The sequence below is a fragment of the Variovorax xiamenensis genome (assembly GCF_050916385.1).
GTDB lineage: Bacteria > Pseudomonadota > Gammaproteobacteria > Burkholderiales > Burkholderiaceae_C > Variovorax.
On the sequence record NZ_CP139038.1, the window covers coordinates 2,352,008 to 2,376,576 of the forward strand.

At 68.7% G+C, this 24,569-nt stretch carries 25 protein-coding genes; 3 read left to right on the top strand and 22 right to left on the bottom strand.

The window, feature by feature from the left end; genetic code table 11:
- Window positions 1-26: 26 nt before the first annotated feature.
- The 22 genes from SFB74_RS10305 to SFB74_RS10410 all read right to left on the bottom strand — a co-directional run bounded on the left by SFB74_RS10305 (window position 27) and on the right by SFB74_RS10410 (window position 22,730).
- The gene (locus SFB74_RS10305; protein ID WP_432730715.1) at window positions 27-788 is read right to left on the bottom strand and encodes a DotU family type IV/VI secretion system protein; all 762 of its coding nucleotides are present in this window, start codon (window positions 786-788) and stop codon (window positions 27-29) included.
- A 6-nt stretch (window positions 789-794) separates the two neighbouring features.
- Window positions 795-2,135 carry a type VI secretion system baseplate subunit TssK gene (tssK, locus tag SFB74_RS10310; protein WP_432730716.1) on the bottom strand — a complete coding sequence of 447 codons (1,341 nt, stop codon included), beginning with the start codon at window positions 2,133-2,135 and terminating at the stop codon, window positions 795-797.
- 60 nt (window positions 2,136-2,195) lie between these two features.
- On the bottom strand, window positions 2,196-2,675 hold the full coding sequence (locus tag SFB74_RS10315) for a hypothetical protein (protein WP_432730717.1): 480 nt from the start codon (window positions 2,673-2,675) through the stop codon (window positions 2,196-2,198).
- A complete protein-coding gene (locus SFB74_RS10320; RefSeq protein ID WP_432730718.1) occupies window positions 2,672-4,138 on the bottom strand; it encodes a dicarboxylate/amino acid:cation symporter in 1,467 nt (488 codons plus the stop codon). Before SFB74_RS10320 ends, SFB74_RS10315 begins: the two co-directional genes overlap by 4 nt.
- A complete protein-coding gene (locus SFB74_RS10325) occupies window positions 4,126-4,860 on the bottom strand; it encodes an aspartate/glutamate racemase family protein (protein WP_432730719.1) in 735 nt (244 codons plus the stop codon). The genes SFB74_RS10320 and SFB74_RS10325 overlap by 13 nt, the downstream gene beginning before the upstream one ends.
- A 13-nt stretch (window positions 4,861-4,873) precedes the next feature.
- Entirely contained in the window at window positions 4,874-6,148 is a 1,275-nt protein-coding gene (locus SFB74_RS10330; protein ID WP_432730720.1) for a dicarboxylate/amino acid:cation symporter, read from the bottom strand.
- A 24-nt stretch (window positions 6,149-6,172) separates the two neighbouring features.
- Window positions 6,173-7,216 carry an ABC transporter substrate-binding protein gene (locus SFB74_RS10335; protein WP_432730721.1) on the bottom strand — a complete coding sequence of 348 codons (1,044 nt, stop codon included), beginning with the start codon at window positions 7,214-7,216 and terminating at the stop codon, window positions 6,173-6,175.
- 17 nt (window positions 7,217-7,233) lie between these two features.
- A complete protein-coding gene (locus tag SFB74_RS10340) occupies window positions 7,234-7,437 on the bottom strand; it encodes a hypothetical protein (RefSeq protein WP_432730722.1) in 204 nt (67 codons plus the stop codon).
- Between the two features lie 57 nt (window positions 7,438-7,494).
- Complete coding sequence (locus tag SFB74_RS10345; protein ID WP_432730724.1) at window positions 7,495-7,884, bottom strand: DUF4280 domain-containing protein; 390 nt, start codon at window positions 7,882-7,884, stop codon at window positions 7,495-7,497.
- A 3-nt stretch (window positions 7,885-7,887) separates the two neighbouring features.
- Window positions 7,888-8,616, bottom strand: coding sequence for a toxin-antitoxin system YwqK family antitoxin (locus SFB74_RS10350; protein ID WP_432730725.1), 729 nt, complete (start codon window positions 8,614-8,616; stop codon window positions 7,888-7,890).
- Between the two features lie 8 nt (window positions 8,617-8,624).
- On the bottom strand, window positions 8,625-10,571 hold the full coding sequence (locus SFB74_RS10355; RefSeq protein ID WP_432730726.1) for a type VI secretion system Vgr family protein: 1,947 nt from the start codon (window positions 10,569-10,571) through the stop codon (window positions 8,625-8,627).
- A 7-nt stretch (window positions 10,572-10,578) separates the two neighbouring features.
- Window positions 10,579-13,317, bottom strand: coding sequence for a type VI secretion system ATPase TssH (gene tssH, locus SFB74_RS10360; protein ID WP_432730727.1), 2,739 nt, complete (start codon window positions 13,315-13,317; stop codon window positions 10,579-10,581).
- 17 nt (window positions 13,318-13,334) lie between these two features.
- Window positions 13,335-14,375, bottom strand: coding sequence for a type VI secretion system baseplate subunit TssG (gene tssG / locus SFB74_RS10365; protein WP_432730728.1), 1,041 nt, complete (start codon window positions 14,373-14,375; stop codon window positions 13,335-13,337).
- Window positions 14,339-16,129 carry a type VI secretion system baseplate subunit TssF gene (gene tssF / locus SFB74_RS10370; RefSeq protein ID WP_432731913.1) on the bottom strand — a complete coding sequence of 597 codons (1,791 nt, stop codon included), beginning with the start codon at window positions 16,127-16,129 and terminating at the stop codon, window positions 14,339-14,341. Before tssF ends, tssG begins: the two co-directional genes overlap by 37 nt.
- 10 nt (window positions 16,130-16,139) lie before the next feature.
- Window positions 16,140-16,601, bottom strand: coding sequence for a type VI secretion system baseplate subunit TssE (gene tssE, locus SFB74_RS10375; RefSeq protein ID WP_432730730.1), 462 nt, complete (start codon window positions 16,599-16,601; stop codon window positions 16,140-16,142).
- 32 nt (window positions 16,602-16,633) lie between these two features.
- Complete coding sequence (locus SFB74_RS10380) at window positions 16,634-17,116, bottom strand: Hcp family type VI secretion system effector (protein WP_432730731.1); 483 nt, start codon at window positions 17,114-17,116, stop codon at window positions 16,634-16,636.
- Window positions 17,117-17,177: 61 nt separating this feature from the next.
- Entirely contained in the window at window positions 17,178-18,680 is a 1,503-nt protein-coding gene (tssC, locus tag SFB74_RS10385) for a type VI secretion system contractile sheath large subunit (RefSeq protein WP_432730732.1), read from the bottom strand.
- Between the two features lie 61 nt (window positions 18,681-18,741).
- Window positions 18,742-19,323 (bottom strand): type VI secretion system contractile sheath small subunit, encoded by a 582-nt coding sequence (gene tssB / locus SFB74_RS10390; RefSeq protein ID WP_432730734.1) that lies wholly within the window; start codon window positions 19,321-19,323, stop codon window positions 18,742-18,744.
- Between the two features lie 472 nt (window positions 19,324-19,795).
- On the bottom strand, window positions 19,796-20,035 hold the full coding sequence (locus tag SFB74_RS10395) for a hypothetical protein (RefSeq protein WP_432730735.1): 240 nt from the start codon (window positions 20,033-20,035) through the stop codon (window positions 19,796-19,798).
- 183 nt (window positions 20,036-20,218) lie between these two features.
- On the bottom strand, window positions 20,219-21,361 hold the full coding sequence (locus SFB74_RS10400) for a phosphatidate phosphatase App1 family protein (RefSeq protein WP_432730736.1): 1,143 nt from the start codon (window positions 21,359-21,361) through the stop codon (window positions 20,219-20,221).
- On the bottom strand, window positions 21,358-21,894 hold the full coding sequence (locus SFB74_RS10405) for a dihydrofolate reductase (RefSeq protein WP_432730737.1): 537 nt from the start codon (window positions 21,892-21,894) through the stop codon (window positions 21,358-21,360). The genes SFB74_RS10400 and SFB74_RS10405 overlap by 4 nt, the downstream gene beginning before the upstream one ends.
- On the bottom strand, window positions 21,891-22,730 hold the full coding sequence (locus tag SFB74_RS10410) for a thymidylate synthase (RefSeq protein WP_432731914.1): 840 nt from the start codon (window positions 22,728-22,730) through the stop codon (window positions 21,891-21,893). The genes SFB74_RS10405 and SFB74_RS10410 overlap by 4 nt, the downstream gene beginning before the upstream one ends.
- Before the next feature lie 74 nt (window positions 22,731-22,804).
- Here SFB74_RS10410 and nthA point away from each other — a divergent pair, with 74 nt between their 5' ends.
- From nthA to SFB74_RS10425, 3 genes are read left to right on the top strand one after another with little or no spacing between them, the layout of a single operon-like run.
- The gene (gene nthA, locus SFB74_RS10415) at window positions 22,805-23,473 is read left to right on the top strand and encodes a nitrile hydratase subunit alpha (RefSeq protein ID WP_432730738.1); all 669 of its coding nucleotides are present in this window, start codon (window positions 22,805-22,807) and stop codon (window positions 23,471-23,473) included.
- Window positions 23,470-24,135, top strand: a complete 666-nt coding sequence (gene nthB / locus SFB74_RS10420) for a nitrile hydratase subunit beta (protein WP_432730739.1) — start codon at window positions 23,470-23,472, stop codon at window positions 24,133-24,135. Before nthA ends, nthB begins: the two co-directional genes overlap by 4 nt.
- Window positions 24,132-24,503: a nitrile hydratase accessory protein gene (locus SFB74_RS10425; protein WP_432730740.1), complete on the top strand. Its 372-nt coding sequence runs from the start codon at window positions 24,132-24,134 to the stop codon at window positions 24,501-24,503. Before nthB ends, SFB74_RS10425 begins: the two co-directional genes overlap by 4 nt.
- Window positions 24,504-24,569: the final 66 nt, after the last annotated feature.

Genomic DNA, 24,569 nt, shown 5'->3' on the forward strand with positions numbered 1-24,569 from the left:
GTGAATGCTGTGGAGACGCGTGTCGTTCATCGCTGGTAGGCCCCCGATGCTTCGACCGACCCCGGCTGCAGCACCTGCCGCACCGGCCACGACTGCCACAGCCACAGAAGTTCCGACACCGCCAGCAGCGTGGCCACGCCCAGCAGGAAGAGCACCGTCCAGCGGCTCAGCGTGGGCAGCTTGCGCGGCGCGATGTGCGAGAGCGTGCTCGCGTAGGCCCGCTCGGACACCACGCGATCTCGGCCCGAGAAGTCGGCCGGCCGCTGGTAGACGAACTGGAAGAGTTCCTCGCGGTAGCCGAGCAGGCGGGCTTCCTCGCCCGCGCCTCGGTACTTGCCCTGGAAGCCCAGCGCGAGGGCGAAGAGGTACAGCCGAGCGATGTCGCGCTTGGAGGGCTCGCGGCCCGAGAGCAGCTCCTCGATGCGGCTGAACACCAGGTCGCCCGCGATGTTGGTGCGGAACAGCGACGACTCCAGCAGGTGGCCCGTCCAGTGCTCGCGGCCGATCCACGGCGTGTGCAGCAGGATCTCGTCGGCCAGCGCGGCCTTTAGGTAGCGCGCGTCGGCCACGTTCTCCAGCTCGAAGCGCGAACTCTCGCGGCGCGATTCGAGCGACTGCAGCTCCAGCAGGTTCTCCAGGTGGCGCGCCAGCGTCTGCGCCACCGCGTCGATGTCGCTCTCGCGCGATTCGGCGGTGCGGTCGCGTGCCTTCACGATCTCGTCGTAGAAGGCGCGGAACTGCCTCGTGATGTGGTCGTCGACCGCAAGGTCGGGGAGGTTGCGTGCCATGAGGCGTCAGTCCTTGATGAACAGCACGATTTCCTGCGGAGGCTGCGCGGTGGCGCCCTCATTGGCGTTGGCGATCACCAGCAGTTCGCCGGGAACGGTCAGCGCCGCGCTGGTCTGGATCGCGTAGAGCAGGTAGCCCGAGCCGGTGCGCAGGCCGAGCTCGTCGGCCGACTCGATGCAGCGGCGCACCGCGCCCAGCACGCGGCGCTCGCGCAGCGAGGGGTAGGCCGACTGCGAGCCGACGATGGCACTGTCCATCCAGGCCAGCAGGTCCTTGTCGGACTGGCCGCGCAGGCCGATCACGATGCGTGCGCCGGCCACCCACTGCGGCTGCAGCGTGGTCTCGAAGGCGCCCTGGCGGAAATCGAACTTGTGCTCGCGGTACTCCTGGCTGACTTCCGACACCGCATCGCGCAGCGCCAGCAGCAGCGGCTGGAACACGCGCGACGGGTCGGCATGGTCGTAGTCCATTGGCACCGGCGGCACGCCACCGGGGCGCAGCAGGCTCAGCGAGGCCAGCAGCGCGCACAGCGACCAGTACATCGGCAGCGGATGCAGGTGCGGCGTGCGCAGCACGGCCTCCGCGTGCGGCAGGCCCGACAGCAGGCTGCGCAGCCGGTCCTTCAGCTCCAGGTGGGCAAGGCGGTCATCGATGCGCGAGGAGGGCACGGCAGTCTGCTTGGCCACGAAGGCGGCCTTGCCGCGCAGCTGGCCCAGCAGGGCGGAGGCGGCGGTCCACAGCGGGTTGTCGCGCGCCACCTCCAGCAGCGGCGGTTGCGCATCGCCCAGCTTCACCACCTCGTTGTCCTTGAACACCTGGCCCAGGCGCAGGTGCACGTGGGTGCCAGGGGGCACTGTGCCGGCGCTGAGCGCGAGGCGCGGCAGCATGCGCGGGATGTTCGCGGGCTCGGCGTCCGACACCGCGTCTTCCACCGGCGCGCCGGCCACCGAGCGGAAGCGCACGGTAGCGGCGCGATGGCGGTTGGGCGCGGTCACCGGCAGCGTGAGGTAGATGTCCAGCGGCTCGTTGGCCAGCCGCTCCGCATACGGCGCAAGCGAGAGTTCGAGTGCGCCGTGCGCGGCCTCGGCGGCCGAGAACTGAATCGCGGTGCCGTCCGGCAGGATGGCTTCGAGCGACAGCACGCGCAGCAGGCCGGCGGGCAGCAGTCCCTGGTCGAACACGAGGCGGCGCACGCCCCAGGCGAAGGGCGCGGCGGCCAGCATCTGCCAGGCGACGAGGGTGTCCATGCGCGAGGAGAACTGCTGGAAGTGCTGCGGCGACAGCAGCATGCCTTCGTGCCACTCGACGCGGTCGGTGATGGGGGCGGCGCGGTGCAGGTCAGACATGGTGTTCTCCCGCACGGCTGGAATGGAATTCGGTGTTCACTTGAGAAAAATCCGGGTTGTTCAACGCGACGCGGCGGACACGTCGAAGCTCTGTGCATCGAAGCGGGCGACGATCGAGCCCTTGAGGTCTTCCACCCGGATGCGGTTCGCACCGGGCGTCGTGTAGTTCGCGAAGACGAGCACCGCCGCCACGCGCGGCGAGCCGATGGCGCCCGAGGGCACGCGGATCGTCTGCCCGGGCACCAGCTCCCACGAGAGGTACGACAGGCTCTGCGGAAAGGTCTTCTGCAGGTCGGCGCGCGCGCCGAACCACTTGGCGGCCGTGAGTTCGGTCACGCGGGCGAGCATGGCGTCGTCGAGCACCATCACCACGTCGACCGCGATGGGGCTGTTCTGGTTGGCGCCGGGCGCGGCCGAGAGCGTGAGCTCGTTCCAGTTCACGCGCGTGCCCTTGGGAAAGAGGCTGCCGCACGCGGCGAGCAAAGAGAGGAGCAGCAGCGCCGCCATCCACCTGAGAAAGTTCTTCGTCGTCCGGTTCATCGCGGAATTCCTGTGTTCGCCGTGGCGGAAGATGCGTGCGTGACCGCCGACTGCGCCTGCCGCACGCCCACGGCGATGCCCATCAGCAGGATCAGCACCGAGGCCAGCACGCTGCAGCCCGCCAGCAGCGCGACGTGCCCGCGTGCGAACACGAAGCGCAGCGGCTGCGCCGGCGCGGTCTCCGCGGCGGGAGCCGTCACGCGCTCGGAGGGCAGGCCCGCGGACACCACGGAGATCAGCGCGCAGGTGGCCAGCAGCGTCAGCACGTTGCGCGGGCCCTCGCAGATCAGGTCGATGGCCAGGAAAAGCGCCAGCGCGGCCTCGATGGGCAGCTGCAGCATCGACAGCACGATGCCCGCGTAGCCCACGTTGGTCATGCTGTTGTTGCCGGCCGAGGCAAAGGCCGCGATGGTCGCGCCGATGCCGATGGTCGCGATGTCGGCCGCGCCCAGCGTGCGGTCGTAGAGGTTGGCGACGAAAAGCGCCGCCAGCACGTAGTAGAGCGCCGAGCCCGCGCGCAGGAACACCGAGGCCGTGGGCACCACCAGTTCCACGATGCCGCGGCTGAAGCCCAGGCGCGCGCTCATCGCCTCGATGGTGTGCGGAATGCTCGCCGTGGTGCTCGACGACATCAGGCTCACAAGCATCGGCGTCTTCAGGTGCTGCAGCACCTCGGCCAGCGGCTGGTTGCCGCGCCGGTGGATCACCGCGATGGCCAGCGCACCCAGCAGCGCCACCAGCACCACGAAATGCAGCAGGAAGCCGCTCATCGCGCGGATGGTCACGGCGTCGGTCTGCGACAGCACGTGCGCCGACATGCCGAAGGCCACCACCGGCAGCAGGATGTTGGCGCGCGCGATGATGAGCTCGAGCGTGCGGTAGATGCCCTCGAACATGTGGTTGAGCGCCGTGTGCTGCGTGCGCGCGAGCGCTGCGAAGGCCAGCCCGAAGAGCAGCGCGCACGAGAGGATGCCCAGCGAGCGGCCCTCCGCCAGCACGCGGAAGAAGTTGTCGGGCAGCAGCGTGGCGCGCGGGCGCTCGATGGGCGTCGCCTGCATGCCGTTGTCGTGCAGCCGCATCTCGATGTCGCCGCCGTCGCCGGCCCTCTGCACCAGTTCGCCCAGGTGGGTGCGCGACGCGGCGTCGAGCTGCGTGCCCGGCGCGTTGATCCAGCCCAGCGCCAGACCGGCCGCCGCGCAGCTCGTCACCAACAGCAGCGCGAGGCCCGCGATCATCAGGATGCGCCGCCCCGGAAAGGGCAGCCCCATGGTCTGGCGCAGGCCGAAGAAGGTGGCTACCACCAGCAGCGGAATGGCCGCCATGCTCACGATCGACAGGTAGACCTGCGCCACCGCATATGCCACGTCGCCCGCCACGGGCAGGTACACGCCCGCGACACCGCCTGCCGCCATGCACACGAGCAGGGCGAACAGGCTGTGGGACATGCGCGTCAGGAAACCCATGTCGGCTTGTTCCATCCCTTGTCGAGCGCGAAGGCGACCGTGGCGCGGGCCAGTTCGAGCGAGCTGTCGACCAGGGTGAGGGGCGTGTGCTCGGCGGCATGCGCGGCCTGCGCGGCGATGGGAAGTTCGGTGCAGCCCATGATCACGGCGGTGGCGCCGGTGGCGGCCAGCGCTTCCAGTGCGCGCCCGAATGCGGCCGCGCCGGCGTCGATGTCGCCGCCCTTCACGGCGCGGATGCAGGCGTCCACGTGGTCCTGGCCGGTGGCGGTATCGGGTACGAGGAAGTCGATGCCGCGCTCGCGCAGCGCCTGCTGGTAGAAGCCCGAGGCCAGCGCGCCGCGCGTGGCGAGCACCGCCACCCGCATCGGCCGGTCGTCCGGTGCGGTGGCGATCGCGGCCACGCACGACTGCGCGATGTGGATCACCGGCGCGCGGCTGTGAGCTGCGATCTGCGCGTACCAGTGGTGCGACGAGTTGCAGGGAATGGCGATCACGCCCACGCCGGCGTCGTTGAGCACGTCGATGCCCGCGAGCAGCGCGTCCAGCGGATCGGGGCCGGTGCCCAGGATGGCGCTGGAGCGGTCGGGCACGTGCGGCAGGTTCGCCACGATCACCGGCAGGTGCTCCTGGTCGCGCGTGGCGGGGGTGAGCTGGATGATCTTGTCCATGAAGTCCACCGTTGCCGATGGGCCCATGCCGCCGAGAACGCCGATGCGTGACATGAAGGCGCGCTCCCTAGATCTTCAGCGGCCGCGGGCACACCACGGCCACGGCGGCGGTGTTGCCGATGACCAGCACCAGCGTGCGCAGCATGTCGCACACAGGGTCCACCGCCAGGAACAGGATGAAGGCCGCCTCGAAGGGCAGGCCCAGGTAGGTGCAGGTCATGCCGATCAGCGACACCGTCACCAGCCCCGTCATGCCGGCAGAGGCGAAACCCGCGAGCACGGAGGAGGTGAGCACGATGCCGATTTCCACCGGCGTGAGCGAGCGCCCGTAGATCTGCGCGATGAAGAGCGTGGCGCACACGTAGTACACGACCGGCCCGATGCGCAGCAGCGACACCGTGAGCGGCACCAGCAGCTCCACGCGCGAGCGCGCGAAGCCCAGCCGCGTGACCAGGCTCTCGATCATGATCGGCATGCAGGTCGCGCTGCTGCGCGTGGCCAGTGCCAGCGCGAAGGGGCCGCGCAGCGCGTTGAGCGTCTGCCCCAGCGTGCCGTTGGAGCGCTTCCAGATGATGACCGCCGCCACGGCGAGCAGCAGCGCCGACACGACGAGGAAGGCCACCACGAAGGCGCCCATCGCGCGCAGCGGCTCGATGCCCGTCTTGCCCAGCTGCGCCGCGCTCATGCAGAACAGCACCACCGGCAGCGGAAAGCTCAGCCAGCGCATCAGCGTCTGGCAGGCGTGGTAGACGGTCTCCAGCGCCTGCGTGAGGCCGTCGGAGATGCGCGTGGGCACGTGCCCCACCGCCAGGCCGAAGAGCAGCGCGAACACCAGCGTCTTCAGCGTGTCGCCGTTGGCCAGCGCCGAGAAGATGTTGGCGGGCACCAGGCTCACCAGCATGTCGGCGAAGCTGGCGGTCTTCTTGACCTCGTCCACGCCGCGCAGGTTCATGGCCGTGTCGCTGGCGCTGAGGTCGCCGCCGACGATCTGGCCGAAGGTCTGCATGGTGCTGGCGGGCAGGTTCTCGCCGGGGCGCAGCACGAGCAGCGTGACCGCGCCCGCGATGGCCACGAAGGCCGAGAAGCCGAGGAACACCAGCGCCACGCGGCCCAGCAGGCTGGCCGTGCCGCCGTCGCGGAACAGCCGCTGCAGGCTGAAGATCACGGCCGAGACCATGAAGGGCAGCGTGATCATCTTCAGCAGGTCGACATAGATGTCGCCCACGAAGGCGAGAGGCGTGGCGAGCAGCGGTGCGAGCATGCCGAAGGCGACACCGGCGCCGAGGCTGATGATCACCACCCACGGGTTGAGGACGAAGGCGTAGATCCTGGAGGTATTCATGATGGTTTGCGTGTCCTGTGCCGTTCAGCGGTCGAGTGCCTGCAGCACCTTCTGGATGTCCAGCTTCTCCGCGCGCTGCGCGAGGAACTGGTTGACGTAGGCCAGCAGCGTGGTGTCGGTCACGGCCACGCCGATGCCCAGCGTGTCTTCCAGGTCCTTCAGCGTCACGGTGCGCAACACCAGCGAGACGGTGGGGTCGGCCTTGAGCACGCGCTTGACCTCGAACTCGTCGCGGTAGGCGCTCACGATCTCGCCCTTGTGCACGGCCACCAGCACGTCGTTCCAGGTGGGGTACTCCTGCACCTTGGCGTGCGGGAAGTTGGTGCGTGCGTAGTCGGCGAACGACGACTTGGCGATCACGCCGATGCTGCCGTTGAAGTTGCGGATGACCTCCGGCAGCGGGCGCCCGTGCGCGAGCTGCGCGAACTTCACGCGGTTGAGGATCAGCGAATGGTTCAGCGTGAGGTAGGAGTCGCTGAAGGCGATGGTCTGCGAGCGCGCCAGCGTGCGCGACAGCTTGCTGATGGCCAGGTCGGCCTGGCCGTTGGCCAGCAGGTCGACCACCGCGTTGAAGGTGCCGGCCTCGCGGTTGAAGCGCAGCTTCACGCCCAGTTCCTTGGCGAGCGACTGCGCGAGGCCGACTTCGAGCCCGGTCCACTGGCCGCTGTCGTCGAAGAAGAAGAAGGGCGGCGTGTCGACCTTGAGCATGGCCACCACCAGCTCGCCGCGCGTCACGATGCGGGCGATGTCGGGCGCGAGCAGGCGGCCGTCGGGCACGCGCACCAGGCCGTTGACGAGCAGGGGCGGCGTGGCGGGAGCGGCCGGTTCGACGGCGAAGGTGGCGGCCGCCGGTGCCGCCGGTGCCGCAGGTGCAGCGACGACGGGCGTCGCGACCGCGGCGGGTACAGCGGTCGCGGGCGCGCTGAGCGTGCCCTGCGCCACGGGCCTTTCGCCCGCCGCGAGCGCACCGGTGCCGGCGCAGAGGCCGGCGAGCGCCAGCAATGTGGGAAGGGCAAGGCGGCGAAGCGCGTTGTGCATGCCCGTGAGGTGTCGTGCGTTGTTCGACATGCTTGGAGTCGGTTTGGTCATTGGGTGGAGGCCGCGGGAGCGGGCGCCTGTGCGGGTGCCGGTGCGGCGGAAGGGGGTTGCTGCTGCGCCGGTGCAGCCGCGGCGGGCGCCGGCAGCGGCGCGGGCGCCAGCAGCTTGCCGATCTCGATGCCCATCAGGAACAGCAGGACGCACAGCAGCACCAGGCAAGCGGCGGTGATGGCGACCATGCGGGAACTCATCGTGAAAACGTATTGGGACATGGGGTAATCGGTGCGTGCCGCTCGTTCGTCGTGGTGTCAGGGAACCATGGAAGTGAATTGCCCGGGCGCGACCACCTGGATCACGCCGCCCCAGTTGCAGGCGAGCTTGGAGCTGTCCTGCAGCGCGGGCATGTTGCCGACCAGCACCGTGGGCGAGCCCGGCGCCCAGGGCGCGGCGGTCACCGGAATGCAGGGCATGGGTGTGAAGGCGCCGAGCGCGGCGGCCGTGGCCGCGGCCACCATCGGGTTCGACATGCTGTTGCAGGTGCCGAACGGCATGATGTTGACGATCGGCTTGCTGTCCATGATGTTGGCGCCCGGCGTCCCGCCGGTGAGCACGCCGCTCGCGGGCAGCACCACGAGGTTGGATGGCGCGGCGCCGAAGCTGCATTGCAGCGTGGCCCCCATGCAGACGTGCATGCCCATGGCTCAGCCTCCCCTCACCAGTTTTTCGAGGCTCTTCATGAAGCCCGGCGATGCGGCGGTTTCCACGATCTCGCGGCCAGCCTGGTCGAAGCGGCGCAGGCCTCCGTGCGGCTTGCCCTGGCGGTAGGAGACTTCTTCCATCAGCTGCCCGTTGGGCCAGAAGCGGCGCAGCGGGCCGTGCAGCACGTTGGCCACGTAGGTGGACGACTGCGCCACGCCGCCGCCTTGCGCGTAGTCGATCACCTCGCCGTCGAGCAGCCCGGCGCGGTAGCGCTCGCGCCGCAGCATGCGGCCTTCGTTGAAATAGCTGGCTTCGCCTTCGAGGCGGCCGGCCGCGTAGGGCAGGCGCGCCGTGACGTCGCCCGATTCGGCATACGACACCGCCTCGCCGTGCTGCACGCCGCGCACGTGCTGCTGCGTCTGCATCAGCTTGCCGCTGGGGTAGTAGCTGCGCGTGATGCCCTCGGCCACGCCGCCCAGGCGCTGCGTTTCCTGCAGCAGCTGGCCGCGTTCGTCGAAGAGGCGCATCGTGCCGTGCGGCAGGCCAGCCTGGTAGGAGGCATCGAGCGCCGGCTTGCCCGCCGCGGAGAAGACCTGCATCGGCCCGTGCGGCAGCTCACCGACGAAGGAGGCGCGCACCACCGTCTGGCCGGCGTCGTCCAGCGTCTCGCGCACGACCATGGCGGGCACGGCGGCGAGGTCCTTGGCGGGGAGTGAAGAGGGAAGTGCCATGGCGCCGCTCAATTGATCTTCACCAGCCCGCCCTTGAGCGTGACCATGCCGCCGCCCTCGACGGCGTTCATGCCCGAGGCCTTGCTGCTGATGGAAGGCGCCTCGTTCGAGAGCGAGGCACCGCCCTTGGCCGACAGCGCCACGCCGGCTTCCGCCGCGAAGTTCATGCCCGCGTTGGCGCCCAGGTTGGTGCCGGCCTTCAGGTCCAGCGTCTGGGCCGACTTGATGAGCAGCGTTCCCGTCACGTCGATCACCAGGTTGCCCGTGACCTTGAGCTCGTAGTTGCCCGTCACCGTCTGCGTGAAGTTGGCCTTGTTGTCGTGCGTCTCGTTGCCGGTGACCTCGAGCGCGCGCGTTCCCTTCACCGAGTGGGTCTCGTTGCCGGTGTCGACCTTGACGGTGCGATTGCCCTTGGTGACGGTGTGCAGCTCGTTGCCGGCCATCACCGTGGTGGTCAGGTCGTTCTCGACTTCGGTGCGCATGTCCTTCTGCGCATGCATGTAGAACTCCTCGGAGTCCTTCTTGTCCTCGAAGCGCATCTCGTTGCCGGCCTCGCCGGCCTTGGTCGAGCGCGAGCGGATGGTGCTCTGCGAGGAACTGCCCGGCAGGGCGACCGGCGTGGCGTGCGTGCCGTTGTAGACGCTGCCCGAGACCAGCGGCCTGTCGGGGTCGCCGTCGACGTAGCTCACGACCACTTCCTGCCCGATGCGCGGCAGGAAGAGCGCGCCCCAGCCTTCGCCGGCCCACATCTGCGAGACGCGGATCCAGCACGAGCTCTTCTCGTCCTTCTTGCCCAGGCGGTCCCACGGGAACTGCACCTTGATGCGCCCGTGCTGGTCGGTCCAGATCTCCTCGCCGGCGGGGCCGACCACCCGGGCGGTGTGGCTGCCGGCCACCACCGGCCGCGGCGTGAGCAGCGGCGGACGGAACGGCGTGGCGGGAGGCAGGGTCTCGAAGCTGTTGCCGTAGTGCTCCAGATCGGCGTGGTGCCGCACGCTGTGGACCATGTGCTCCGCGTTGAGGTCCGCGCGCGGATGCTCTTCGAGCGTGAAGGTGGTGCCGGGCGTGAGGTAGTGGCAATGGCTGTCGCCGCGGCCCGACTGGCCGCCGGCCTGGTGCCCTTCCACGCGGATGCGCGCGCGCGCCTGGCCCGCCGACAGCGCCACGCGCGAGGGGTATTCGTAGTCGGAGCCACGCCCGGCTTCGGCGTCGAGGCTCTTCAGCAGGCTGGTGTCGGGCGTGAGGAAGTCGTAGTCGTCCACCGTGTGCGACTTGGTCACCAGCCGCGCGTCCGATTCGAAGCGCGTCACGGCGTGGGCATGCGCGAAGCCTTCCTCGGCGCTGCGCACGAGCAGCTTCTCGGCGTGCTGGCACGGCGTGCAGGCCGAATTGCTGTCCGCCAGCACCAGCGTGTGCTCGCCGTCCGCGAAGGTGAAGAAGTAGAAGATGCCTTCTTCCTCCATCAGCCGCGAGACGAAGTCGAAGGCCGTCTCGTCGTAGCGCACGCAGTACTCGCGCGGCGTGTAGCTGCCGCTGAGCTGGAGCTTGAAGGTCACGCCGAAATCGCCGAGCACCTTCTGCACGATGTCGGGCGTGCTCAGGTTCTGGTAGATCACGCGGTCGCGGCCCAGCGTGAGCAGCCACATGCGCGGCACCAGTTCGAGCGTGTAGGTCGCGAAGTCGCGGCTGCTGCCCATGTAGGTGAAGCGCGAGACGATGCCGTTGAAGAAGCGGCTTTCCTTCTCGGGCCGCTGCAGCACCACCGTGGCCGAGGTGCCGATCACGGTGGCGGAGTCCAGCGCGTCGTCGGAGGAGCGCATGGTCAGCGAGCAGGCGAAGAGCTGCGACAGGCCCTCGGCGGCCTGGAAGGATTCCAGCAGCAGCGTGTCGGGGCCGAACGCGGTCTTCACCGTCAGAAAGGCGGCGTGCTGGGTGAAGCCTTCGCGCATGTTCATCGCTTCGTCAGCTCAGCGTGGCCGGCTCGAAGCCGAAGGAGAAGGCACCGTCGGCGCTCACGCCCATATGCACCGCGGTGAAGGCGGCGGCCATCGAGATGCGCTCCAGCACCTGGCGCGAGAGCTCGGGCAGCACCGCGTGGGCCAGGATGTGGTCGATGTTGCGGGCGCCGCTGTCCACCTCGGTGCAGCGCGCGGTGATGGCGTCTTCCACCTGCGTGTCCCAGGTGAACTCGGTGTGGTGGTTCAGCGCGAAGCGCCGCGCCAGCTTGCCGAGCTTGAGGTTGACGATGGAACGGATCTGTTCGTCGCCGAGGTGGTGGTAGGGCACCAGCGCCAGCCGGCCGAGGAAGGCGGGGCTGAACTGCTTGAGCAGCTCGGGGCGCAGGCGGTCCACCAGTTCCTCGGGGTCGGGCCGGCGCCCGCCCTGCGAGGCCTGCGTGATCACGTCCTGCGCGGCGTTGGAGGTCAGCAGGATCAGCGTGTTCTTGAAATCGATCTGCACGCCTTCGCCGTCTTCCATGATGCCCTTGTCGAACACCTGGAAGAAGAGCTCCAGCACGTCGGGGTGCGCCTTCTCCATCTCGTCGAGCAGCACCACGCTGTAGGGGCGGCGGCGCACGGCTTCTGTCAGCACGCCGCCGCGTCCGTAGCCCACATAGCCGGGCGGCGCGCCCTTGAGGCTGGAGACGGTGTGGGCCTCCTGGAACTCCGACATGTTCACCGTGATGACGTTGCGCTCGCCGCCGTACAGCAGGTCGGCCAGCGCGAAGGCGGTCTCGGTCTTGCCCACGCCGCTCGGGCCCACCAGCATGAACACGCCCACCGGCTTGCCGGGGTCATCGAGATCGGCACGGAAGGTGCGCACGCGCCGCGCGATGGCGTCGAGTGCGTCGTCCTGGCCGACCACGCGCTCGGCGAGCTTCTCCTTCAGGTTGAGCACCGTGTGAAGCTCGTCGGTCATCATCTTGCCGACCGGGATGCCGGTCCAGCCGGAGATGACTTCGGCCACCATCACGCCATCGACGCACACCGGCACCATGGGCTCGTCGTTCTGCAGCGCCTCCAGGCCTTTCTCCAGCCGGCGCAGCGCGGCGGTGAGCAGGGCGGGCTCGTTCTCCTCGTCGGCCGGCGGTGCGTCGCTTCGCAGGCTGTCGGCGATCTTCCGGCGCAGAGCGACGATCTCCATCACCGCGTGCTTTTCCTCGTCGACCTTGTCGGACAGGCGCTTGTGCTTCTGGCGCAGCGTGTCGAGCCGCGCGGAAAGGGCCACGATGGCTTCCTGGTGGTCGCCGCCCGTGGCCGCTTCGTGGCGCAGCACGCGCAGTTCGCTCTCGCCCGTGGCGATGTCGCGCGCGGCCGATTCGAGTTCGGCCGGCAGCCCGTTCTGCCCGATGGCCACGCGCGCGCAGGCTGTGTCGAGCACGCTGATGGCCTTGTCGGGCAGCTGGCGGCCGGTGATGTAGCGGTGCGAGAGCTTCACGGCCTCGCGCACCGCGTCGTCGACGATCTCCACGCCGTGGTGCTTCTCCAGCGTCTCGACCATGCCGCGCAGCATGTCGATGGCGACGTCCTCGCTCGGCTCCTCGACCTTCACGACCTGGAAGCGCCGCGCCAGCGCCGGGTCGCGCTCCACGTATTTCTTGTACTCGGCCCAGGTGGTGGCGGCGATGGTGCGCAGCTCGCCGCGCGCCAGTGCCGGCTTGAGCAGGTTGGCCGCGTCGCCCTGGCCCTCGGCGCCGCCCGCTCCGATGAGCTGGTGCGCCTCGTCGATGAACAGGATCACCGGCGTGGGCGAGGCCTTGACCTCGGCGATGACCGACTTGAGCCGGTTCTCGAACTCGCCCTTCACGCCTGCACCGGCCTGCAGCAGCGCGAGGTCGAGCGAACGCACAGACACCTGGCGCAGCGCGGGCGGCACGTCGCCCTGCACCACGCGCTGCGCGAAGCCTTCGACCACGGCTGTCTTGCCCACGCCGGCCTCGCCGGTGAGGATGGGGTTGTTCTGGCGGCGGCGCAGCAGCACGTCGATGATCTGGCGGATCTCGCCGTCGCGGCCGCGGATGGGGTCGATGGCGCCGTCGCGCGCGAGCTGCGTCATGTCGACCGTGTACTGGTCGAGCGATGGCGTGGCCGAGCTGCTGCGGCGCGCGGTGGGCATCTGCATCGCACCTGTTTCAGGAGCCGGTTGCGGCGCGGCAGGCTGGCTCGCCGCGGGGACTGAAGGCGCCGGTGCGATCGGCGCCGCGGCCAGTGCCGCGCCCGCCGCGTCTTCCGGCGAGGACTGCAGCAGGCCGGCCAGCTCGTCGCGCAGCGAGCCGCGCGGAATCTGCAGCAGCGCGGGCGCGGCGTCGACCAGCCGGCCGCGCAGGCGGTCGACTTCGAGCAGCGCCAGCATCAGCGTGCCCGAGCGCACGTGCTGCTGGCCCAGCAGCATCGAGCTCATGAGCCAGGCTTCCTGGAAGAGCGGCGCGAAGTCGGGCGCCAGGCTCGGCGTGCGGCCGTTGCCGCGCTTGAAGGTGTCGAGCGACTTCTGCAGCTGCGCCTGTACCGTGTCGGGCCGGATGCCGAAGCGGCCGAACACCAGCCGCAGGTCGGGCGCCTCGTTGTCCACCAGCTTCATCAGCAGGTGCTCGATGTCGACGTTGTAGTGCGTCTGCTGCACGCACAGCTCGGCGGCCTGTTCCATGGCGCGCTTGCACTCCGGATTGAGCCGGCCGAGCAGGGTGCGGATGTCGATGTCCATAGGAGAGCGTGTTCGGATCAGCCGCGGGGCGCGTCGCCGCCGTCGCTGGTCAGGGTGTGTTGAACGGGCGGCAGCGCGCCGCGGAAGGTCGGGCCGGCGACCCACGAGGTCCAGCCCAGGCGCATCGGGTTGGCCGCGCCGAGCACGCTGCTGCGCGCCTCGGCGGGCGCCAGCCGCAGTTCCATCTCGACCTTCAGGTCCTGCGGGAGGAAGCGGCGCACCAGCCACTTGGCGAGGGCGTGGTCGGCCCCCTTGGGCAGCAGGTCGCGAAGCCGCTGCTGGCTCAGGTCGCTGAAGACGAGGCGGATGCCGGCGCCCTGGTCCCACACGCGCTTGCCCAGCACGGCACCGCCGCCCAGCGGCTTGCGCATGTCCAGCCGCGCCGAGGCGTCGGGCTCCAGCGCCAGCCAGCGGCCGCGGAACTGCGTGCCGTCCACCTGCACGCCGAGGCGATCGCGCAGCAGTGCCAGCAGCGCTGTCATGCCGCGCGGCGCGCCACCGAGCAGGCCGGCATGGCGCAGCCACAGCGCGGAGCCGTCGGGCGCGCGCACGCCGGCGCGCAGGCCGAGCGCGCTGGCGGCGTCGAGCGTGGTGGCCAGCGTGGAGCGCGCGGGCGACTGCGGGTTGAGCGCGACGTGGTGCTTGCGGCGGCTGCGGTACAGGAAGGCCAGGAAGCGGTGGTTGAAGATGTCGAGGAAGTCCGCCGTGGCGTGGTCGCGCTGCTGGCGGCGCTCCAGCAGCATCTCGGTGAAGGGCATCGGCAGCGGGCCGCCGCTGCCGGCCAGCGAGAGCGTGGGCGTCGTGAGGGAATAGGGCTCGCCGGTGGGCGCCCCGGTGCCGACTTCGCGCACGTCGCTGGCTTCGAAGGCGAGCGAGACGAAGGCGTGCAGCCGCACGGCTTCGCGTTCGCGCGGGCCCTGCGAGCGGCCGACCGGCACTGCCTCGGGCGCGGCGCGCTCGAGCAGGCTGATGGCCTGGAACAGGTTGAAGTCCTGCGGGCGGGCGGCGAGTTCTTCGACGATCACAGCACCACCTGACGGCCCGTCATCGGCGCCCATTGCTTGCGGATCTCGTCGCCGCTGCGCACCGCGAGGCGCACGAAGGAGTTGACCGAGGTGTACATCGCGAAGAAGCGCGCGAGCACCGCCGACATCATGAGCGGCGAGCCGCCGACGAAGGCGTCGTCCTCGAATTCGAGCGTGACCTGCGTGCCGCGGCAGTAGCCGCGCCATGCCTCGGTGCCCACATGCGCGGTGACGCCACGCGCCGAGAGGCCCGCGATGCCGCGGATCTGCGCGTGGTCGCGGCGGCTGTCGGAGGCGAACAGCAGCAGCATCTCGCGCAGCTGCTCGCGGCCGGTGGAACCATCGACCAGCGACTGGTGGTTGAGCGTGAGCAGCGACACCAGCCGCCACAGCGTCTCGCTGCCCAGCGGCGGATCGCGCTGCGCGGTGGGCTCGTACAGGCAGCGCACGTGCGTGGGCTGCGGCGGGCCCTCGGCCAGCAGGCGCGCGCCCACGGGCACCTGTTCGGCCAGGCGGCGGTTGGTGCACAGCAGGTGCGCGTAGACCACAGGCTGCGCGGGACGGACGTGCGACTTGCCCTGGTCGACGAAGGACAGGAAGACGTCGGTGCCGGGAATGTTCTGGCGCAGGCAGGGCTCGCGCCGCGCCGACCAGAAGACCGCGCGGTCCTTCACTCCCGGCGCGCCATCGACGTGGCCCAGCGCGGCGAAGCCCGGCACGTTCACGGGCTTGTCGGCGTCCGGGTCGGAGGCCACCACGGAGACGATGGAATGCACCTCGGTGGTCGCGTCGCGCTGGCGGTCGGGCACCAGCATGTACTCGTAGTGGCGCTGGTCCATCGCCAGCGGCTCGCTCACGCGCGGGAACAGGTTGACGATGGGCGTGCAGCCGAGCTGGAAGTTGTCGGCGTCGATGTAGCGCAGCGCGCGCGTCGACCGGTCGAGCTGGAACGCGAGTTCGCAGCGGCGCCCGCTGCCCAGGCGCGAGCGCAGGTGGTGCAGGTCGAAGAAGTGGAACTTGCGCGGGAACGCGAAGTACTCCTGCAGCAGGCCGTAGGCGGGCTGCGCGTTGGCGGGCTGCGGCAGCACTTCCTCGCCTTCGGCGAAGCCGACCTCGCGCCATGCGTCGGCCGGCAGCATCTGCGCCATGCCGCCTTCGGGAATGACGGCCACCGACTTCACGCCCGACACCAGCGCGTCGTACAGCGGCATCGTGGTCATCCAGTCGCCCTGCAGGTGGATGCGCAGGCTGTCGATCTCCAGCTCGGAGAAGTCGGCCTCGGAGTCGCACTCGAGCACCAGCCGCAGCACCGCGTCGGTGTCGATGGCGGCATGCGAGATGCGCAGCGGCCACAGCACGGTGTCCCAGGCGGTGCGGAAGCGGCAGTCCTGCGACTGGGATTGCGACTGCGACGACGGAGAAGTAGTGCGCGCATGCAGCATCGTGTGGCGCGGCACCCTGAAGCCCGCCGTGACCTTGCCCTGCGCCGGATCGAGCCCGAACTGCGCCACCGACATCGACGGCAGCGGCTGCACGAGCGAGGGGCAGAGGTTGTCGAGCAGGGCGTAGGCGACGTCCGGAAATTCCTGGTCGAGGTCGCGATGCACGCGCGCCGAGAGAAAGGCGACCGACTCGATCAGCCGTTCGGTATGCGGGTCGAGCGATTCGCCGCCGTGCAGCGAGAGACGCGAGGCGACCTTGGGATAGCGCTGGGCGAAGTCCGCCCCCTGTCCCCTGAGGTAGGACAGTTCGCGCTTGTAGTACTGCAGCAGGTCGCTGTGCTGGATGTCGGACACGTCAGGCGACTTTCATCAGGCTGTCCGGCGCGCCGAGCAGCATCTCGAAGTCCACGCGGCGCAGCGCGAGCCCGGCCCGCGCCTGCGCGCCGATGCGCACCAGCGCCACTTCGTGCCGGTTGGGCGCGGGGCTGACCTGCACGCTCACTTCCGACAGGCGCGGCTCGTAGCGCGAAACGGCCGTGCGCAGAAGCGCGGCCAACCTCTGCAGGTCGGCCGCGTTCTGCGAGCTGAACACGGAAAAATCGGGAATGCCGTACTCCAGGACGGTGCCGCTGCCTTGTGCGTAGTCATCCGCCGAAAGCGGCGAGCGCGTGTTGAAGAGCCGGCGCAGCTCGCGGCCGATGGAGTCCTGCACGGACTCCATCGTCTCGAGATGCGCGGCACCGCGCACGTGCTCGGACTGCGCCGACGCCAACCGGTCGAACAGGGGGGCGACGCCCCCTTTGACGAGTTCGGACACGGTGGTCGGCGCCCGAGGTCAGCGGCGCCTCATCAGGCCACCGCGACGTTCTTCGAGAGATCCCAGCCGAACGGAGCGATGCCTTCCTGGCCGCCTTCTTCCTTCTGCTTCGTGTAGTCGACCTTGATGGCCGCGTAGTTCAGGGAGATGCTTTCCTGGGGCAGGTCGCCGCCGCTGGAGACCGAGAAGCCGCTGAGGATCACGTCGGTCAGCGTCACCACCATCAGGGGCAGCAGGCCGCTCTTGTCCTCGCGCGGGAAGGTGATGACGGTGTCGCCCGCGAACACCTCGCCGCCGGCGAGCTTCTGCATCAGCTGGGGCGTGGCCGAGTCGCTGGTACGCGTCACGGTGATTTCGGAGAAGCTGGGCTTGCCCGCGGTGCGTTCCTGGTTGGAGGTGCCCGAGGTCACGGCGAGGCCGGCGCCGAACTGGAAGCTCTGCACTTCCATTTCGTCCTTGTGGCCTTCGATCTGGGTCTGGCCGGTGACGCCCGGCATCTTGAGGTAGATAGGCATTTCTGGATTTCTTTCTGTCGGTCGGTTGGTTGTCGACGTTGATTGACGGGATGCGGTGCGATCAGGCGGCGGCTGCCGGCAGGTCGGCCACGAGGCGGATCGAGGCCGAGAGTTCTTCCAGCTGGAAGTGCGGCTTCAGGAAGGCGATGGCGCGGTACGAGCCCGGCTTGCCCGGCACTTCGGTCACGTCGACGCGGGCCTGGCTCAGCGGGTACTTGGCCTTCATGGCCTGCGGCGCCGACGGGCTCACCAGCACGTAGTTGGCGACCCAGTTGTTCAGGTGCTTCTGCATGTCGGCCTGCGTCTGGAAGCTGCCGATCTTGTCGCGCACGATCACCTTCAGGTAGTGGGCGAAGCGCGATGCGGCCAGGATGTAGGGCAGGCGGGCCGAGACGGCCGCGTTGGCGTTGGCCGCGTCCTTGTCGTAAACCTTGGGCTTGTTCACGGTCTGGCCGCCGAAGAAGGTGGCGGTGTTCGAGCCCTTGGAGTTGACGATGGCGATGAAGCCCAGGTCGCTCAGTTCCTTCTCGCGGCGGTCGGTGATGGTCACTTCCGTCGGCGGCTTCAGGGCGATGTCGCCTTCGTCCGTCTTGTAGGCGTGGGCCACCATGCCGTCGACCTTGCCGCCGCCTTCCACGCCGCGGATGGCGGTGGTCCAGCCGTACAGCGAGTGCGCCTGCGTGATGCGAAGGCCCAGCTGGTAGGCCGCGTTGGCCCACAGGTACTTGCCGTGGTCGGTGCCGTCCACGTCTTCCTCGTAGTTGAAGTTCTCCACGGGAATGGTCTTGGCGCCGTAGGGCAGGCGAGCCGCGTAGCTGGGCAGCACCAGCGACACGTAGCGCGAGTCTTCCGATTCGCGGAAGCCGCGCCACGAGGCGAGCTCGGCGCTCTCGAAGGTCTTCGACAGGTCGCGCGGAATGCCCAGCTCGGTGAACGACTTGAAGTCGAACAGGGCCGGCGCGGCGGCGGCGATGAAGGGCGCGTGCGCGGCGGCGGCCACGCGGGAGATGCGCTCCAGCAGGGCGATGTCCTGTGGGTGGCGGCCGAAGTAGTAGTCGCCGATCAGCAGCGAGTAGGGGTGGCCGCCGTAGGTGCCGTATTCCTCTTCGTAGATCTTCTTGAAGAGCACGCTGGTGTCGTGGTCGACGGCGGTCTCCAGGTCCTTCAGCAGGTCCTTCTTGCTCACGTTGAGCAGGCGCAGCTTGAGGTTGCTGCCGGTCTCGGTGCCGAACACCAGGTCGTGCAGGCCGCGCCACGAGGCTTCGAGGGCCTGGAACTCGGGGGCGTGCAGGATCGCGTTGAGCTGGTCGGTCAGCAGGCGGTCGATTTCGGCGACGCGCTCGTTGATCAGCGTGACCACGCCCTTGTCGGGGCTGGTCTTCATGCCTTCGTCGAGGATCTGCGAAGCAAGCTGGCCGATCAGCTTCTTCGCGTAGGCGCCCTGCGAGGGCTCGGTCGTCATGTTGCCTTCGTAGACGATCTTGTCGAGCAGGCTCATGTCACTGGTCGTGACGGTGGTTGCTGCTGCACTGCCGGCTTCGGCGGCTTTGGATTTGTTGGCCATCTCTATCACCATTCATGAATTGCCGGTCGCGCCGCGAGGGGGCAGCGGCCGGCGTGGTTGATCACGCTGCCGGTGCTTCGGCTTCGGGGGACGTCTGGGGAGCGGCTTCCGAAGAAGCTGCAGCGGAAGTCGAGGCCGGTGCGGTGTCGGCTTCGGCCTTGGCCTGGCTCTGGACCGTCTTGAGGTCTTCGCTGTTCTGCACCACGCGCTCGAGCAGGCCGTCGAGTTCGTCGTTGCCGTCGAGCTTGGCCAGCAGGTCGCGCAGCTGCTGGCGCGCTTCGAGCAGCTTGGCCAGGCGGGGCACCTGGCTCACGATGGCTTCGGGATGGAAGTCGGCGAACTCCTTGAAGTTCAGTTCGATCTTCAGGTTGCCGTCGCCCTTCATGGTGTCGGGCACCGAGAGGTCCAGGCGCGGGGAGACGTTGCCGAGAACGCCGTCGAAGTTGTCGCGGTCGATCTCGACGAAGCGGCGCTCCTTGAGCTTGGGCAGCGGCTGCTCGGGCTGGCCCGACAGGTCGGCCAGCAGGCCCACCACGAGCGGCAGCTCCTTCTTTTCGACTGCGTCACCGATCTCGACGTCGTAGGTGATCTGGACGCGCGGAGGACGATTGCGTCCCACCCATTTTTGCAAGCTGTTCGACATTGTTCGCTCTCAGAAAAGGTTGAATTGACAAGAACACACGTTGGAGTTTTCGACGCTGCTGCGCCCTGTGAAGGCGCCCGCGCGGCCCGTTGCCGTTGCAGTCCCGGCATGCATTGAGACGAACGAAAGATACAAATCGAGATATCTGCTAACAATCCCCAGAATTGGGTAGGTACCCCGTGAAGCGGGTAGAACCCGGGGAAAAAGCAAGCTTCGGATCTGGGAAAAATCTTGTAATTGGGTGCTTTGTCACGTAATTGACACTCAAATGGCCGGCGTGCTACCGGAAAGGCGCACGAAGGTGCGCGTCCGGTCAAGCGGATGAGGAGCGGGGGAGGAGTGCAGGACGTCCGCGTGCCGGCCGATGCACGCGGAAAAGAGGGCTACTTGTAACAGCCGATGTGGAGGGGCCGGGGCCGTTGCCGCGGCAGTGGAGCGATGCCCGCGCGAAGGAAAACGCCGGGGCGTCTTCCTAGAGTTCGATGAATGCCGAGGTGGCCTTGTTGAGTGCGAGCATGCCCTTGGCCGTGATCGATTCGACCTGGGCGAGCTGCCGGATCGCGCGCGCATCGGGCGCACGGTCCGAAGGCGGGATGAATGCTGTCACCAACTCTGCCGCACGCAGCACGCGCAGCCTGTCGATGTCGGCCGGCGTGTGGATGACATATGGCAATTTCTGCTCGGCGATGACCCGAAGAAATTCCATGGACATGAGCCGTCTCCTTTTGGTTGAGGGCGTTCCGGACATTGTGCGCACAAACAATTAGCGTTGTCTAAACCCTGCGCTGTGCGTGCCTTTGCGTGCGTGTACCGAAGTGTTCTTTTCGTACCGCGAAGGCGATGAAGGTGCCAGTTTGTTTGAGGCGACCTGCCTGCTGGCTGACCTGCAGGGAGGCTAGTTGATGGCCTGCACGGGCCACGCGGCGGTGTCGGGCATCACGATGTGCCAGCGCACCGGATCGATGCCTTCGAAGGTCGTGCGATAGCGATCGGAGGTGCGGCCTTCGCCCGTCACATCGCGTATCACGATGCTGTCGATGCGCCGCGGATGCGAGCGAAACGTTTGCGCGTAGATCTCGGGGTCGGCTTCGCCCGAATCGCCCACCAGCACGAAGCGGCGCTGCGGAAATTCGGCGAGCAGGCGCTCGATCACGCCGAGCTTGTGTCCGCGCGAATCGTCGTCGCCGGGAATCAGCGTGCGCCACGTCGTGCTCTCGCGCAGGTGCATGCTGCCCTGCGGAAAGTCGGCGTTGCGGATGAAGTCCGAGAGCGCCGGATAGAGCTGCACGGGGCTCGCCGAAAGATAGTGGAAGCGCGTGCCGGGCACCTTCGCCAGTGCGCGATACCAGGCCGCCATGCGCGGTGCCGCCTCGAAGCGGCGCGCGAAGGTGTTGAGCAGCATCTCGCGCCGCTCGCGCACCTGCGTGCGCTTGATGGTGTCGTCGATGTCCGAGATGACGGAGATGCCCTGCTCGGGCACGACGAGCGCCTGGCCCCTGAAGCGGTGCAGCAGTTCGCCCGGACCGGTCACGCCATGGAACTGCACCCACTCCTGCGGCGAAGGCGAAGTCGGCAGCAGCGGCGCGCGCGGCATGTCGATCACGATGCGCAGGTTGCAGCGGCCGTCCTTGCCTGACGGTGGCATCGTCACGCGCGTGGAGCTGCCGTCGAAGTCGATGTCGATCACCTTGCCTTCTTCCGACTCCGCGTGGAAGAGCGCGGTGCGCTGGTTGAAGCGCAGGCGCGCGGCGGGCGAGAGCTTCTTCAGGCTGAGGCCCAGGTAGCGCGCGAAGGCCGCGTTGAGGCCCCAGCGGTTCTCGCGCTCGAAGATCCATGCATGGATGTCGACTTCGAGCCGGCCGTCGGCGGTGGGGCGTGCCGTGCCCGTCATGAAGAGCGCTTCCTCGTCGGGCTCCAGGGGCTCCGCGGCGTGCAGAAGCCGCATCGGAGCAAGGCCCGCGAACAGCGCCGCGCCGGCGATCACAGACCGGCGCCGCAAGCCGGACGGAAGCGGCCGGTGTGCGACGCCTTTGTTCATGGCCTCATTTCGCCGCGGGGGGCGGGGGCGATGCGCTCGTAGGTCACGAAGCTGAAGCCCAGGCCTTCCTTGGCGGACACATGCGATTCGCGCTGTGTCTCGCGCCACGAGGCGGCATCGAGTTCCGGTGCGTAGGCATCGCCTTCGTAGTCGCGCGCGACCTCGGTCACCACCGCGCGTTGTGCGAGCGGCTCGGCCTCGGCATAGATCTGAGCGCCGCCGATGACCCAGACGGCATCGACCTGCGGTGATTCGCACAGCGACAGCGCCTCCTGCAGGCTGCCCGCGCGCTGCGCACCCTCGGCCTGCCAGCCGGCCTGCCGCGTGACCACGATGTTGCGCCGGCCCGGCAGCGGGCGGAAGCGCGGCGGCAGCGAGTCCCAGGTCTTGCGGCCCATGATCACCGGCGCGCCCGCGGTCTGCTGCTTGAAGTGCGCCATGTCCTCCGGGATGTGCCAGGGAATGGTGTTGTTCACGCCGATCACGCCGTTGGCGGCGCGGGCGAAGATGATGTTGATGCGGGGCTTGCTCATACGGCCACGGGCGCCTTGATCGCGTCGTGGTGCCGGTAGTCGAGCACCTCGAAGTCCTCGTACTGGTAGTCGAAGATCGAGGCCGGCTTGCGCTTGATGTTCAGCGTGGGGTACGGGTAGGGCGTGCGGCTCAACTGCAGCGCCACCTGCTCGGCGTGGTTGCTGTAGATGTGGCAGTCGCCGCCGGTCCAGACGAAGTCGCCCACGTCGAGGTCGCACTGCTGCGCGATCATGTGCGTGAGCAGCGCGTAGCTCGCGATGTTGAAGGGCACGCCCAGGAAGATGTCGGCGCTGCGCTGGTAGAGCTGGCAGCTGAGCTTGCCGCGTTCACCCTCGGCCTGCGGCGGCGCCACGTAGAACTGGAAGAAGGTATGGCAGGGCATGAGCGCCATCTTCGAGAGCTCGGCCACGTTCCAGGCGCTCACGATGATGCGGCGCGAGTCGGGGTTGGTCTTCAGCGTCTTGATGACTTCGGCGATCTGGTCGATGTGGCCGCCGTCAGGCGTGGGCCAGCTGCGCCACTGCACGCCGTACACTGGGCCGAGGTCGCCGTCCTCGCGCGCCCATTCGTCCCAGATGGTGACGCCGCGCTCCTTGAGCCAGTTGTTGTTGCTCGATCCGGTGAGGAACCACAGCAGTTCCTGGATGATGGACTTCAGGTGCACCTTCTTGGTGGTGACCAGCGGGAAGCCCTCGTTCAGGTCGAAGCGCATCTGGTGGCCGAACACGCTCTTGGTGCCCGTGCCCGTGCGGTCGCTCTTGAAGACGCCATGGGTGTCGACGTGGCGCATGAAATCTTCGTACTGGGAGCGGACGGGGCGGGCGGGCGTGGAGATCATGGAGGAGAGGCTTCCGGGGGGATCTGGCGGGAGGCTTCGAATTTTAAGTGCCCGGGCGTAGCATCGCCCGGATGAGCCCGAACCACCCCCACGACGATCACCAGCATCACGACCACGACCACGGCCACGGCCACGAACACAGCGAGCTCGGCGAGATGGACCTTCGCGTGCGCGCCCTCGAGAGCGTGCTCGCGCAGAAGGGCTACATCGACCCGGCCGCGCTCGATGTGCTGATCGACACCTACCAGACCCGCATCGGCCCGCGCAACGGCGCGAGGGTGGTGGCGCGGGCCTGGGTCGATCCGGCCTTCCGGCAGTGGCTGCTGGCCGACGCCACGGCGGCGATCGCGTCGCTGGGCTACACGGGCCGCCAGGGCGAGCACATGGTGGCGGTGGAGAACACCGACGACACCCACCACATGGTGGTCTGCACCCTGTGCAGCTGCTACCCGTGGCCGGTGCTGGGCCTGCCGCCCACCTGGTACAAGAGTGCGCCGTACCGCTCGCGCGCGGTGAGGGACCCGCGCGGCGTGCTCGCCGACTTCGGCACCACGCTGCCCGAGACCACGCGCATCCGCGTGTGGGACTCGACCGCCGAGGTGCGCTATCTCGTCATTCCGCAACGACCCGCCGGCACCGAAGGCCTGGGTGAAGAAGAGCTTGCCGATCTGGTCTCGCGCGACTCGATGATCGGCACCCGGCTGGCCGGCGCATCCACGGAAGCGGAGGGCGCCGCATGAGCTACGCGACGAAGGCCGACCTCGGCGGCCAGCCGGGCTTCGGCAAGGTGGTGCCCGAAGCCGAGGGCGAACTCTTCCACGCCGGCTGGGAACCGCGCGCGCTGGCGCTGGTGCTGGCCATGGGCGCGACGGGCTCGTGGAACATCGACGCGAGCCGCTCCGTGCGCGAGACGCTGCCCGACTACAGCGATCTGAGCTATTACCAGATCTGGCTTCGCGCGCTGGAGCAGCTGATGCTGCAGCGCGGGCAGGTCTTTCCGGACGAGATCGAGAGCGGGGAGATGCGCCACCCGGCCGCGCCCGTGGCCCGCGTGCTGCAGGCGGCCAATGTGCCTGCCGTCCTTGCCAAGGGCTCGCCCGCCGAGCGGCCGGCGGTAGGCCCGGCGCGCTTCGCGCAGGGCCAGCCGGTGCGCATGCATCTCGGCAAGGTCGACCACCACACGCGCCTGCCGGGCTATGTACAGGGCAAGCGCGGCACCATCGTCCGCGTGCATGGCGCGCATGTGTTCGCCGATACCAACGCGCAAGGGCTCGGCGAGCAGCCGCAGTGGCTCTACACGGTGGAGTTCGACGAAGCCGAGCTGTGGGGCGAAGATGCGCCGCGCCAGAATCTTTCGGTGTCGGTCGACGCGTGGGAAAGCTATCTGGAGGCGGTGGCATGAGCGGCATGCCTCTTTCGCCCGGCATGCCTCGCGATGCGGACGGGCCGGTGTTCAGCGCGCCATGGGAGGCCCAGGCTTTCGCGATGACGCTGGCGCTGCATGAGCGCGGCCTCTTCACGTGGCCCGAATGGGCCGAGGCCCTGGCCGCGCAGATTGCCGAGGCTCAGGCCGGGGGCGACCCCGACACCGGCCAGACCTATTACCGCCACTGGCTTCGCGCGCTCGAGAAGCTTGTCGCCAGCAAGGGCGCCAGTTCGGATGGCGAGCTGGCCCGCTACCGTCATGCCTGGGAGCACGCGGCCAGCCGCACGCCGCACGGCCAGCCGATCGAGCTGAGTGAACAAGACTTTCCCGCTCGCCACCCCTGAGCTTGACCCGTTCTCGAAGCGGGTGATAGCCTGCCGCGCCGTCTTCGGCCCAGGTTATCTCCCGAC